This window comes from Blautia sp. Marseille-P2398, assembly GCF_964240315.1.
In the GTDB taxonomy this organism is placed as follows: Bacteria; Bacillota; Clostridia; order Lachnospirales; family Lachnospiraceae; genus Blautia_A; species Blautia_A wexlerae.
The window spans coordinates 14,514-28,643 of record NZ_CAXSTD010000008.1 but is presented as its reverse complement, the minus strand read 5'-3'; the positions used below and the strand labels follow the sequence as shown (position 1 = coordinate 28,643).

Annotated in this window: 13 protein-coding genes and 1 pseudogene; 9 read left to right on the top strand and 5 right to left on the bottom strand. The window is 39.2% G+C overall.

The genetic code is table 11. The features are described from left to right. The 9 genes and pseudogenes from ACESZG_RS10265 to ACESZG_RS10225 all read left to right on the top strand — a co-directional run. Positions 1-670, top strand: a pseudogene (locus tag ACESZG_RS10265) (hypothetical protein); the annotation flags it as partial. A gap of 354 nt (positions 671-1,024) precedes the next feature. After that, a complete protein-coding gene (locus ACESZG_RS10260; protein WP_373218102.1) occupies positions 1,025-1,252 on the top strand; it encodes a hypothetical protein in 228 nt (75 codons plus the stop codon). A 39-nt stretch (positions 1,253-1,291) separates the two neighbouring features. After that, positions 1,292-1,549 carry a hypothetical protein gene (locus tag ACESZG_RS10255; protein WP_373218100.1) on the top strand — a complete coding sequence of 86 codons (258 nt, stop codon included), beginning with the start codon at positions 1,292-1,294 and terminating at the stop codon, positions 1,547-1,549. A 253-nt stretch (positions 1,550-1,802) separates the two neighbouring features. Next, positions 1,803-2,132 (top strand): hypothetical protein, encoded by a 330-nt coding sequence (locus tag ACESZG_RS10250; protein WP_373218098.1) that lies wholly within the window; start codon positions 1,803-1,805, stop codon positions 2,130-2,132. Between the two features lie 12 nt (positions 2,133-2,144). Next, positions 2,145-3,500 (top strand): radical SAM peptide maturase, CXXX-repeat target family, encoded by a 1,356-nt coding sequence (locus ACESZG_RS10245; RefSeq protein ID WP_373218096.1) that lies wholly within the window; start codon positions 2,145-2,147, stop codon positions 3,498-3,500. Beyond that, on the top strand, positions 3,501-3,788 hold the full coding sequence (locus tag ACESZG_RS10240) for a hypothetical protein (RefSeq protein WP_173696967.1): 288 nt from the start codon (positions 3,501-3,503) through the stop codon (positions 3,786-3,788). Positions 3,789-3,891: 103 nt separating this feature from the next. Next, a complete protein-coding gene (locus ACESZG_RS10235) occupies positions 3,892-5,562 on the top strand; it encodes a GH25 family lysozyme (RefSeq protein ID WP_373218094.1) in 1,671 nt (556 codons plus the stop codon). Positions 5,563-5,573: 11 nt separating this feature from the next. Further along, on the top strand, positions 5,574-6,116 hold the full coding sequence (locus ACESZG_RS10230; protein ID WP_373218092.1) for a hypothetical protein: 543 nt from the start codon (positions 5,574-5,576) through the stop codon (positions 6,114-6,116). Between the two features lie 45 nt (positions 6,117-6,161). After that, complete coding sequence (locus ACESZG_RS10225) at positions 6,162-7,397, top strand: NUMOD1 domain-containing DNA-binding protein (RefSeq protein ID WP_227193993.1); 1,236 nt, start codon at positions 6,162-6,164, stop codon at positions 7,395-7,397. 43 nt (positions 7,398-7,440) lie between these two features. Here ACESZG_RS10225 and ACESZG_RS10220 read toward each other — a convergent pair whose 3' ends face one another. From ACESZG_RS10220 to ACESZG_RS10200, 5 genes are all read right to left on the bottom strand, one after another. Continuing rightward, the gene (locus ACESZG_RS10220) at positions 7,441-7,707 is read right to left on the bottom strand and encodes a hypothetical protein (RefSeq protein WP_055053288.1); all 267 of its coding nucleotides are present in this window, start codon (positions 7,705-7,707) and stop codon (positions 7,441-7,443) included. 310 nt (positions 7,708-8,017) lie between these two features. Then, a complete protein-coding gene (locus ACESZG_RS10215) occupies positions 8,018-9,595 on the bottom strand; it encodes a Na+/H+ antiporter NhaC family protein (protein WP_370793421.1) in 1,578 nt (525 codons plus the stop codon). Between the two features lie 162 nt (positions 9,596-9,757). Further along, positions 9,758-10,606, bottom strand: coding sequence for a hypothetical protein (locus ACESZG_RS10210; RefSeq protein WP_178004506.1), 849 nt, complete (start codon positions 10,604-10,606; stop codon positions 9,758-9,760). Positions 10,607-10,624: 18 nt separating this feature from the next. Continuing rightward, positions 10,625-11,716, bottom strand: coding sequence for a DUF6077 domain-containing protein (locus ACESZG_RS10205; protein WP_368208826.1), 1,092 nt, complete (start codon positions 11,714-11,716; stop codon positions 10,625-10,627). Further along, a complete protein-coding gene (locus tag ACESZG_RS10200) occupies positions 11,713-14,130 on the bottom strand; it encodes a xanthine dehydrogenase family protein molybdopterin-binding subunit (RefSeq protein WP_020993941.1) in 2,418 nt (805 codons plus the stop codon). Before ACESZG_RS10200 ends, ACESZG_RS10205 begins: the two co-directional genes overlap by 4 nt.

Below are 14,130 nucleotides of genomic sequence, written 5' to 3'. Positions count from 1 at the left end.
TAGTGCTGGCAGTGCAAATTCTGTTGCTTGGGGTAATGTTACAGGTAAGCCATCTACATTCGCACCATCATCTCATACTCATAACTATGCAGGATCCTCTTCTGCTGGCGGTGCTGCAGATTCTGCTATTAAGTTAAATACATCAAGAAATATCACTATTGGAAACTCAACAAAATCATTTGATGGAACTACAAATCTTAGTTGGTCATTAAATGAAATTGGTATACCTACTAAAAGTGACATAGCTGCTTGTGCTGTGATGTATGGTGGAACTACTCTCTCGTCATCTGCTACTGTAACAGATTCTGCTGCTCAATATAAAGTAATTTCAAGATCTACTGGTTCAACAGGAGATATCTTTACAAAATCTGTAACTCTCCCAAAAGGATTATATAGTGTTATGATCCGAATGAAAGTTTCTACAATCTCTTCTAGTTCTAACGTTTTCAAATTAACGATTATCGATGGTTCAACAACGACAACTAAATATATTAAACCAAATATGTTTAAAGCTGAAGACAGCTATACCACTCTCGGAACTGCTGTGGAAAATACTTCTGGAACACTTAAAATAACTTTAAACGTTTATAGTGCTTTATCAAATCAGACAGTTTGCGTAGATTACTTAGCTATTGCTCCTACAATGGTTGGAGTTACATCAATTGCGTAAGGAGGTGTGGATATATGGCTGATACAATAGTAACTGCTGAAAAATTAAACGAAATAAAAACAAAGCTGAATAATGAATTAAAGAATAGAAGAACTTATACCTATCATGGAATAAATGTAAATCAGTATCAAGGTTCCGCCTGGGACTTTACTGCTGTACCAGGTCGAGAAATAACTAATGACCAATTACATAAATTAATTGATCCTATGCTACAGATAAATGATTTTATGCAAGATAATACTTTAATTGGTGACAAACCCACTACTATACCAGATTTGACTACTGTAGAAAAATTTGTAGATAATCTTACAACTAAAGGTCAGACAAGTTCTGATTCTGGATGTCGTGGATCATGTGCTGGATTATGCTATGGTGCTTGTTATTCTGGATGCACAGGATGTAGTTCTTGTAGTGGTAATTGTTATACATCATGTGGAGATGGATGTCAAGGATGCACTGGTGGTTGTAATACTTCTTGCACTTGGTGTAGTGGCTGCACCGGTGGTTGCGAAGGAGGATGTAGTACTGGATGTGAAAGTACTTGCTCTTCTGGATGCGAGAATGGATGTTCTGGATGTTTAGGATGTTCCAATTGTACTTCTAATTGCAGTGGATCTTGTGGTGGTTCTTCATGTACTGGCTGTGGTAGTGGTTGTACAGGACAATGTGGTGCGAGTTCTACTGGTGGTTCTTGTAAAAATAACTGTTCCTCTGGATGCACTGCTTCATGTGGACAATGTTCTGGATGTTCAGGTGGTTGTATGGGAAGTTGTAGTTCTTGTAGTTCTTGTTCTGGTGGATGTTCTGGAAATTGTGATGGTTGTAGCGGCTGTTCATCTGGCTGTACTGATTCTTGTGGAGGATGCACCGGATGTCTAACTGGATGCAACTCTGGCTGTTCTGGTTGTACTGATTCTTGCGACGGTTGTCAATCAGGATGCGCATCTGCCTGCCAAGGCTGTTCTGGTTCCTGTTCTGCTGGATGTTCTGGCTGTGGATCTTGTGACGCTTCGTGCTCATCAAACTGTTCTTCTACTTGCGGCGCCACATGCTCAGGAACTTGTTTTGGAGTAGCTAAGTCTTCATGATTTGGCTGCTTTTTAGATTAAATGAATAAACGGAGGAAATTTATATGAGAAATTTAAAAATTGATATTGCTGAAGATACTGTAAGTAAAATTCAAAGGATTCATTCTGAAACAGAAGCTAGAATGTTACTGTTAAATAGATTAATGGAAACGCATAAAGACGATGCAAGTTTTATTGACTCTGCTCTTTTTAAAAAATATCATGAGGAATATGTAACTATGTCCACTGCTTTCGATGAAGCAAAACATGTGTTAGAAGCTGACTATATTCCTAAATATTTACAGGACCATCAGCTTAACTGGAATCTGGATTATGCAACTTGTCAGCTTAATGTTGACATCTTATGTGATTGTGACATTCCAGAATTAAATTAAGGAGTACTATATATGGTATCACGTAATTATAGAAAAGGAATGCAGTTTACCGACACTATTGCTCACTTATATCCTGAGTTAACCGAAAGAGCAAAAGATGCTGGGTATAAAAGACCTTTAACACAGAGTTTGACGTTCCAAGTAACTGACGATTGTAATCTTGCATGTACTTATTGTTATCAGACTTGCAAAGGGAAACGTCGAATGTCATTTGAAACAGCAAAAAAAGCTGTAGATATGTTACTTACTGGAGATAAGGGAATGTCTGAATACATCAACCCTATTTCTTCTCCAGGAGTGATTATTGAGTTTATCGGTGGCGAACCATTCCTTGAAGTTGAATTGATTCAGCAAATCTATGAATATTTTCTTGATCGTGCAATAGAGCTTAATCATCCGTGGGCAACTTTACATAGAATCTCTATTTGTTCTAATGGAGTTTTATATTTTGATCCCAAAGTACAGGAATTTTTAAATAAGTATAAATACAACCTCAGTTTTTCAGTAACTGTTGATGGCAATAAAGAATTGCATGATGCATGTAGAGTGTTTCCTGACGGGAGACCAAGTTATGATCTTGCCGTGGCTGCTGCTAAAGACTGGATGGATAAAGGTGGAGTTATGGGAAGTAAGATTACTATTGCCCCAGGTAATGTTATGCATTTATATGAAGCTCTCACTCATATGGTTGAACTTGGGTATGACGATATAAATGCAAACTGTGTATATGAAAAAGGATGGACTACAACTCATGCAGTAGTTTTGTATGCAGAAATGAAACGAGTTGCTGATTATTTCTTAGACACTAACTTGAATTTCTTAGATGGTAGCTTTAGATGTTCTCTGTACGAAAATAATTTCTTCCATCCGAAGGAGTCTACTGATCTACAAAATTGGTGTGGTGGAAATGGAGTCATGTTATCTGTCGATCCTGATGGAGTTTTTTATCCTTGCATCAGATATATGGAATCTTCTCTTAATGGCGAGCAGGAACCATACTCTATTGGTAATGTAGATGATGGAATCTGTGCTCATGATTGTGAGAAATGTCGTGTAGTCGCACTGAAGAAAGTTGATCGTAGAACTCAAAGTACAGATGAATGTTTTAACTGTCATATCGCTGAAGGATGTAGTTGGTGTACAGCTTATAACTATCAAGTATTTGGAACCCCAGATGCAAGAGCAACATTCATTTGTGTTATGCATAAAGCTCGTGCTCTCGGTAATATCTACTTCTGGAATAAATATTACAGAAAACATAATATGTCCACAAGAATGAAAATGCATATTCCTGATGAATGGGCTTTGGAAATCATAAGCCAGTCTGAACTGGATATGCTAAAAGAACTATCAAAGGAGGATGCTTAAATGAAGCTTATTTTAAAAGACAAACAGGAAATTGAAATTTCCAATACAAATATTAACTATAACACTAATTTAAGTGAAGATGAGCGTAGAAGTATTACTTTTGTTTTAGATGAGCCAACTCTTACTACAGAAAATCTCATTAAAATGCTCACAAGAGAAAATCTTGAACATATAGAAATTAATTCTGCTGCAAAAACAATTGAGAAAGAAAATTTAAAGCTTATTACTGTATCTGAAAATCTCACAGATGATCATTATAGAATTGAAATAAGACTTTCAACTAATTAATCGAGAGGGCTAACTACCCTCTCTTTTTATGTTATGTTTTGACATTTCTTTTAATGACTTTATGTCATTATCTTTAATTCAATTCAAAAGGAGGCTTGATATTATGCCAGAAATCAAAGGTATTGATGTTTCCAGATGGAATGGAAAAATCGACTGGAAAACCGTTGCTAATTATGGAATGGGCTTCGCTATCCTACGAATCACAGAAAAAGGAAATATTATTGATAGCACATTCGAACCTAATTATAAAGGCTGTATTGAGAATAAAATTCCTGTTGGAGTCTATAAATACAGCTATGCTACTACTATTGCTCAGATTAAAAATGAAGCAAATGTAGTTATTAAAACATTGAATAAAAGAAAACTGGATTATCCAGTGTTTCTTGATATAGAAGATAAATGTCAGGAGAATTTATCTGACAATTTAATGATGAAAATGATCGAAGCGTTTAGAGCTATTATTGTCAAAGCTGGATATAAATTTGGTATTTACTGTGGTTATTCTTGGTATCAGTATCAACTACCAGAAGGTGCTAAAAAGTATGATTGTTGGGTTGCCCGATATCCTAATAATGATACCGGTGAATTACAGGAAAGATTAAGAGTTCCTGCTTCTACTGGTGTTATTGGATGGCAATATTCTAGTAAGGCAACCATTCCTGGTATTCCAACAAAAACCGATCGAAGTGTATTCTATAAAGACTATTCTAAATCTTCTACTACTTCTACAAACTCTCTCAAACCAACAACTACACAAGGAAGTGATACTATGAATAAAGATAAAGCTATTGATGCTCTTATTGCTTGCGCTGAAAATGAGGTTGGATATTTAGAGAAGAAATCTAATTCTCAGCTTGATGATAAAACTGCAAATGCAGGTTACAATAACTACACTAAATACTGGAGAGACGTATATCCTCAGTATCAGGCACAGGCTTGGTGTGCAGCGTTTGTGAGTTGGTGCATGATGAAAACATTCGGTCTTGATGTAGCTAAAAAACTCCTTAAACATTGGCCTTATGTATACTGTCCTACTCTTGGAAATCTCTTTACAAAGTATGCAAATCCACAGCGAGGAGACATTGTGATCTTCTATCGTAACGGTACTTTTGCACATACAGGAATTGTCACAAAAGTTGAAGGTGATAAGTTTTATACTATTGAAGGGAATACTTCAGCTGGCTCTACTGTTGTTCCAAATGGTGGAGGAGTTTTTGCTAAATCTTATTACAATTCTAATCTTCCAGGCACTAAATTCTGTCGTCCAGACTATTCTATTGTCACATCTATTTTAACATCTACTGCACCTGTACAGCCATCTTATACTGCATGGGTAGGTTCTTGTACAGCTAATGGAACAGATGTATTCTCAGACGCTACAGGAGTTTCTAAGCTAAGTACATATCCTAAACTTAATGCAGGTAATCTTGTAGACATCATCGGTGAATCTGGCACAAGATATCAGGTTCGTATCGCTGCAAAATATATAGGGTATGTAGAAAAATCTAACATTAAAAATCCTAATACTCCTGCTGCAACAACTACAAAGAAATATCCTTTTGTAGGAAAGGTAACTGCAAGTAAATTGAATGTTCGTAAAAAGGCTGGCACAAAGCATCCATTACTATTAGAGTATCCGCAGTTAAATAAAGACGATCTTGTTAATGTCCTCGGAGTTACAAAAGATACTAAAGGTGACGGATGGTACAAAGTATCAATTACTAAAAATGAATATGTTGGCTATGTATCAGCCAAATATATTACTAAGGCATAAGGAGGTACATCATGGGTATTGAACAGATACAGAAAATCCATGAGTTTGGTGAGATCAATGTGATCATATCTTTACTTCTTTGTGCAATGCTTGCTATAGCTTTAAAAGCTGGATGGGAGAAACTTCTTGATACTCTTGGTCTCGAAACAAAAGCATCTCTACAGAAAAAAGCTTTAGAGAAGAGGTTGTCTGATATGGAACAGAAAATTGCTGATTTTGAGCAGTCTCAGCATAATTATCATGATCAGTCCATTAATATCAGAGATAAACTCGAAGATAATCAGAAAGTCTTACAGGATGGCATTAATGAACTGAAGACGCTTCTCATCAATAAAGAAATTGATGATATAAGAACAACTATTTTAGAATTCTCTAATACTGTTATGAACGACAGAGACTATAATAAAGAACAATACGAACATATTATTGATTTGTATGATAAATATGAAAAAATTCTTGAGCAGAACGGAATGACCAATGGTCGTGTTACTGCCTCAATGGAGTTCGTATTAAAGAACTATCAAGATTTAATGGACAATGGTTTTAAAAAATAATCCTTGCATTTATATGTAGGGATTATTTTTTATGGGGAAGGCTATATGGAAAATAAATTTTTATCACCTGAAATAAATCAAAAAATTTATGATTATTGTAAAAATACGATTACTGATTCACTGAAATTTTACTTATATATACATATTGTCCCAAAAGAAATAAATTCATATGGACATGATAAGTATTATGTAGGAATTACTTCAAGACATCCTAAAATACGATGGATGAACGGACTTGGATATAAGACACAAATGTTTTATAGAGCAATTGAAAAGTATGGTTGGAGTAATATTGAACATAAAATTATTGCCTCAGACTTAAGTCAAACCGAAGCTGAAGAATTAGAAAAAGAAATTATTTTATATTTAAAATCTAATCAACCAGAATATGGGTATAATATTGCTTCTGGTGGAATGTTTGTTGGTGGACATTGTGTAAAAATTGCTCAATATGACTTAGATGGAAATTTTATTAAATCATATCCCAGCATAGGAAACGCTGCATTAGAAATAAATCAAAATAAAGAGAGTGGTGGAATACGTTGGGCACTATCTCAAGAAGGCCGTACATGGAAGGGATTTATGTGGAGAGAATATGAAGAAGATCCTATACCAAAAATAGAACCATATATACCTTATGATTGTCGTACTCCTATCTTACAATATGATTTATATGGTAACTTTATCAAAGAGTGGGATAGCCTGAAAGAAGCATCTGATTATTATAAAACTTATTGTATATCAAATGCATGCAGGCAGCTGGCTCCTACCGCTGTTGGGTTCCAATGGAAGTATAAAAACGACGACAGAATTATAAAAGATATTCATAATAGCACTAATAAGAAAACAATTTATGTATATACATTAGATGGTCAATTTATTAATCAGTATGAAAGTATTTCTGATGCAGTTAGAAAATTAAATATACCAATTAATCGTTCATATTTGGATGTGTCTAATTGTTATGCTGATATTCGGAAAAATTCTTCACATGGATATAGATGGTGCGATACATATTATGATAAATTACCACCACTATTACAACGTGGGAAACCTATTATTCAACTTAACAATAATAAGCAAATTATAAATATATTTAATAACATGAATATGGCAACTAATGAAACATCAGAAAGCCGATCAACAATTACAAACAGTTCAAACAAAGATAGATTAACCAAACGTGGATATTATTGGAAATTTGCATCTGATATATCATCAGATAATCTAAATTTTATTAATGAAGATATTAAAGAAAAATATTATGAAATGACCGCATAAAATTTTATGGGTAGTCAAGCATTATACTTGGCTACCCATTTTTTTACTTTGATTCTTTATCAAGCATATTCCGAACGTCTTCTACAGAAAGTCCTTTTTCTCGAAGTAATTTGGCAAGATCTTTCATAGACTGTTCTTCTTTTACGGCTGCTTCTTTCTTCTCTGCTGCAACAAGATCTTTAGAAAGATTCTTTTTCTGCACTCTCAAGCCTTTGATATCTTCTGTAAGCTTAGTAATTTGTTCTTCTATAGATGTAATTTGTGCCTTAATTTCTTCTGATGTAAGCTCTACTTTTCTTACTCTTGCCATTTTTTAACTACCTCTTTTCGATTTAATAAGGGTGAAATAAGGGTGAAGTTTTTAAGAAGTGCTTGTTTTATAAGGCTCTAAGTCGGTTGTTCATGGGTACCGGAAACCACTGCTCTATCCACTGAGCTACAGGCGCGTATCTTGAAAATCTGATTTTCAAAGGATTTATATAATTTATTTAATACAAGGTCTATATTATCATAATTACCGAAAAAAGTAAAGTTTTTTATTTTGTTACAAAAGATGCATTATTTTGTTACAAGTCAAAAATTATGGGCAGTCATGCATTGTGCTGACTGCCCGATTTTATTTACATTTTCAGATCGTCGAATTTTAATCGGATGATCACCAGGGTGATCGCCATAAGAATGATTCCTGCCGGAAGTGCGATCCATGCTGTCTGTACAAATCCTGCGATAATATAAGTCAGGAAAGATACTGCTGCTGCAACCATTGCATAGGGAAGCTGTGTGCTGACATGATTTACATGTTCACACTGTGCACCTGCTGATGCCATGATGGTTGTATCGGAAATCGGTGAACAGTGATCTCCACATACAGCACCTGCCATACATGCAGAAATAGAGATGATCATCAGTTCATGATTTGTTCCTGAGAATACATTAACAACAATCGGGATCAGGATACCAAAGGTTCCCCATGAAGTACCTGTCGCAAATGCGATAACAGCCCCGATCACAAAGATAATTGCAGGAAGGAAATTCATCAGCCCGCCTGCAGAGCTTTTAACAATTGCAGATACAAATACAGATGCACCAAGGCTGTCTGTCATGGCCTTCAATGTCCAGGCAAAAGTAAGGATCAGGATCGCAGGTACCATTGCCTTGAATCCGTCCGGAATACACGCCATACAGTCTCTGAAATTCATAACACGACGTATCAGATATAAAACAATCGTGATAACCAGTCCGAAGAAGCTTCCAAGCACCAGTCCCACAGATGCATCACTCTGTGAAAATGCAGTTACAAAGTCAGTTCCGCTAAAGAAACCACCTGTATAGATCATACCGATTACGCAGCATATTACAAGGCTTACGATCGGGATCAGAAGATCGATCACCTTGCCACGCGGATTACTTTTCTCATCTTCAGCCGCGTTTGCATAAGGACGTGCAGGTGTTGTGTAGATATCGCCTTTTAAAGCATTTGTCTCATGAACACCCATTGTTCCGAATTCTACTTTCATAAGAACCATTGCCACCATCATGAAGATCGTAAGCAGTGCGTAGAAGTTATAGGGAATTGCATGTACAAACAGGGTAATTCCATCCTCTCCTTCTACAAATCCGCTGACTGCCGCAGCCCATGAAGAAATCGGTGCAATGATACATACCGGTGCTGCTGTGGCATCGATCAGGTACGCCAGCTTTGCGCGGGACACATTGTGCTTATCTGTCACAGGACGCATAACGCTTCCTACTGTCAGACAGTTAAAATAATCGTCAATAAAGATCAGTACACCAAGAATGATGGTTGAGAGTTCCGCACCAACTCTGCTTTTAATCCTCTTACCGGCCCAGCGTCCGAATGCTGCGGAACCGCCTGCCCTGTTCATCAGGCATACCATGGTTCCCAGAATAACAAGGAAGATCAGGATACCCATATTATAAGAATCTGTCAGAACGCTGATCATTCCGCCTTCAAAAATATGAAGGATTGTTCCTTCGAAATTAAAATTAGAGTAGAACAGTGCACCAACCAGTATTCCTACAAACAGTGAACTGTATACTTCTTTGGTGATCAGTGCCAGTGCAATGGCAACAAGCGGCGGAACCAACGACCAGAATGTGCCGTAAAATTTCGCAGATGCAGCCACCTCTTCCTCTGCTGCAAGTACAGTCAGCGGACTTGCCAGTATCAGCAGCATCAGTGCTGAAAGGCAGAACGAAAGTCTTTTTATGTTACTTTTCATTTCTTTTCTCCTTCTCTTGTAAGATATATGATATTTCGATCATAGCACGCCTCTTAATTAATGCATTTGAAACAGCTTGGCAGAATTTCACGCTCTGATGAGCCGGATCAATATGCATTATTTACGAGGATTGCTATAATCAAATCTGTAAATGTAGCAGGATTCCGTCTGTGCAATCAGTTCACAACCACACTCTGTCAGAAAATCATGGTCAACCAGCCCGATCTGTGTTACTACGAAATCTGTCTTTGATTTCTTCAACGCAGCCTGAAACCCTTCTTTATCTTCATAGATATGATAATCGATCACATCCAGCAATGCTTTCTGTCTTTTATAGAAACTGCTGTTCTCATCATAGTTTCCCGCCACTGTACTGCCTGATCTGTAGATACTTGCATTTCTACTTATTACAGTGGCGATCCCCGCATCATACTGTCGCACAATGCTGTTAAGACTGCCGTCAAAAACAACCCTTGGAAAATCATTCTCCTGGTTCTGGTGGATCACGTCGCAGACTGCACGCAGATCATTGGGCACCTTATAAATATTCTCTGCCATTGCAAAATTGGTCACTACCCCGTCCAGCGGATTTCCCAAGATCACAAAACCTGTCAGCACAGCTGCAGCCATAAGAACTTTTATCCAGGTCTTTCTAAAAGCGGTCACAAGTCTGACTCCATAGTAGGCAACCGCCGGGATCACAGGAAGAATCCAGATAAACCGGTAATATTCATTCTCAAACTTCACCTTTGCGATAAGATATTTTACAACCAGCGGATTATATACTGTCAGCAGCAGAAATACTGTATAGCCGACAAATATCCCGGACTTTCTTTTTCTCCCCAGGACCAGTGTGCAGATCAGTCCTACAGCAAACAGAAGAGGATACCAGCAGGAACCCCAGTACAGCCTCATACATGCATCAACAAAGCGCAGTCCCAGTTCCTGAATTGTTACACCTGCCATTTTTTTCTCCTTTCTGTATTATGATGCAGCCAGCGTCAGCAGACCGATTCTGCATGCAAAAAATACAGTTGCATATAATGCCGACGGAAGCATACACACTGCACAATATACCAGCCCTGAAAATCTCTTATTCATAACTGCCGCCGGAGCCATTCCCGCTGCGATCACGATCGGAAAGATGATAGCAGAACCGGAAAATGTCAGCGCACTGACCGCTGTGACAAACAATATGATCCAGACATTCCTGCTGTTTTTCTCCTGCAGATACCAGACGGCACACATGAGAACTGCAGGGATAGCAATATTGGCAAGGATGGCTTTTCCCTCGTAGCTTCTGGTAAAGAAAAAAGTTCCGGAGGAATAAATCGTACCGCAAAACAGCTGTAAAACACAGACAAAAACAAGCATCAAATCTGCTTTCTTCCTGTTTCCGTCAAACAGTCTCTTACCGATCTGATAAATGATCAGATTGGCAGTCACTACATTCATACATGACATTACCTGCTTTGCCTGCACAATGGGATGGATTCCCAGAAGTCTGCACCAAACTGCATTATGCATCGGATATGCGGAAAAAACATATCTGGCCTGAAATGCCTTCTGGATCGCTCCGTTAAAGGGATTATATCTGCCAAGAGTATCTGTGTATACAGAAGTACTCACTGTACCTACATAATACGCCGCATCTACTGTTGTATCCTCGTAAAAGATCACAATCAGACACTGCAGCAATACTATGGCACCTGCAAGGATAATCATCACAGAGTGATTTTTCCATATTTCAGAAATGCTTCCAAAAATTCCACTGCATGTTTCCGTTTGTCCGGCACGTATTCTCCGTTGTTTTTTTATTGTGCAGATCACAGCTGCGCAGATAACCAGAGCCATGATTCCTGCCCATATATAAGCCGCAGCTGTCAGGGATACCCATTTCAGCGTCATTGGTACGATCACCAGTTCAAACACTGCAAAGTAAACCAGATATCCCAGTATGAAAGTCAGGGAACAATCCCCTTTTACTTTCAATATCCGGACCAGAACAATGCCTGCTGCATAAAAAACTATAAACTCCAGGGCAAAACCTGCACAGGCAAGGCATAATTCTCTCATTCTTCCACCTTTGTCCCTGACCGGATGGATTCGCGGTTTTTCAAAATCTCCATGGCAATCTTCTCAGGAGTCATCGGAAGCTCTGTCAGACGCACACCTGTTGCATTATAAATTGCCTCAGCCAGTGCCGGACATGGAGTATCAATTACAAGCTCACCAATGGATTTGGCACCAAAAGGACCGCTCTTTTCGTAACTGCACTCGAAATCCACGCGGATATTTCCGATATCCTGTCTGGTTGGGATCTTATACTGCATAAAAGAGTTGTTGCGGATCTTACCTTTATCTGTATATTGTACATCTTCCCAGAGAGCCATGCCAATTCCCTGTGCAATACCGCCCTCCGTCTGTACACGTGCAAGATTCGGATTGATCGGTGTACCGCAGTCAACAACCGCCACATAATCCAGAACATCCACACTGCCTGTCTCTGTATCCACCTCTACTTCTGCCATACCTACCATAAACGGCGGCGGCGAGATCGGTGAAGAATGCTGTTTCACAACCTGAAGCTCGATATTGTTAAAGAAAGTGCTCTTTAATGCAATATCTTCCAATGAAACTTTCTTCTGGGCATTTTCAGAACTGATGGCATCCATATCAACACTATAGCCCTCTTCTGCATCTGTCATATGACCTGCGGCATTTCCGTCTGCCCCATCGCTTATCTCAAGTGTCTCATCATAGAATACACAGGATCCGTCAAAATCAACTTTTCCCTCATCTACTTCCATCATCTCTGCGCCAAGCTTACAGATTTTTTTCTTCAGCTCCTCACAGGCCTTCATAACCGCTACACCGGTGGTATAGGTTGTAGCGGAAGCATAGGAACCGGAATCATAAGGAGAAATATCCGTATCCACACTGAATACTACTATGTTATCCATAGGCGTATTCAGACAGTCAGCCGCAATCTGCGCCATAACGGTATCACAGCCTGTTCCCATATCCGTACATCCAAGTGCCAGTGTATAAGAACCATCTTCATTCAGCTTAATATCTGCGCCGCCTACGTCAACTCCTGCAATAGAGGATCCCTGCATAGCCATGGCAACACCGACTCCGCGGACCTTTCCATTTCCCATATCCCTGCATGGATATTTGGAATCCCAGTCCATCATCTCTTTGGCGCGCGCCATACAGCGGTCCATGGAACAGCTCTGTGCATAAGGAACATCCGGATATCCCGGAAGAGGACCGCCCTCTACAGGCATATTCATTTCTTTTACCTTAACAGGATCCATTCCCATCTTATGTGCCAGCTCATTTACTGCAGATTCCACTGCAAAAATACCCTGGGTTGCACCATAACCACGATAGGCACCTGCAGCCTGCACATTTGTATAGACAACATCAAAAGCAAACCTGTGGGCTTCTGTATGTCTGTAAAGAGCGATTGATTTATGACCGCTGAGTCCTACTGTTGTAGAACTGTGTTCTCCGTATGCCCCAGTGTTGGACAAAGTATAAAGATCAATTGCCTTGATGATACCATTTTCATCTGCACCTGCACGTACTGTGATCTCCATCTCATGGCGCGGTGAAGAGCAGATCATGGACTCATATCTGGAAAAGATCATCTTGGACGGGCGGCCTGTTTTCCAGGTCACGATCGCCGGATAGATCTCACTGACAGAGGTCTGCTTTGCACCAAAGCCGCCACCGATCCTTGGCTTGATCACACGTACTTTGGAAGCAGGAATGTCCAGTGCCCTTCCAACGATCCTTCGCACATGGAATGGGATCTGTGTTGAGGACAGAACGATCAGTCTGCCGAAATGATCCATATAGCAGGCTGTGCGGAAAGTCTCCATCATAGTCTGCTGGTTTGCTCTTGTATGATAAGTGCGCTCTACAGTATATTTACACTTTGCCAGAACTTCATCTACATTTCCATGTTCTTCCACTGCAGATGCACATAAGTTTCTTTTGTTGTCTCCGCCAAGAGGAATTTTCAGCTTCCAGTCATCCTCCGGATGGACCAGGATCGGATTATCTTTTGCCTTGTGGATATCCAGAACCGGTGTCTCCACGCGGTAATCTACGCGGATTCTCTTCAATGCTTTATCTACCGCCTCTTCTGTCTCACCCGCAACAATGGCAACTGCATCTCCCACAAAACGTACATGACGGTCAAGGATCAATCTGTCATCCGGACTCATCTCCGGTGCAGTCTGGCCGGCAAGGGTAAAACGTTTCTGAGGCACATCTTTATAGGTAAGGATACATGCAATTCCGGCCACCTTCTCGGCAGTACCTGTTTTAATATCTTCCACCCAGGCGTTGGCGTGGGGACTTCTCAGTATCTTCACGATCAGGCAGTCCCTTGGTGCCAGATCATCTGTATAGACAGGCTTTCCGGTTACCAGTGACATTGCATCTGTTTTACGTACAGGTTGATTTACATATTTCAT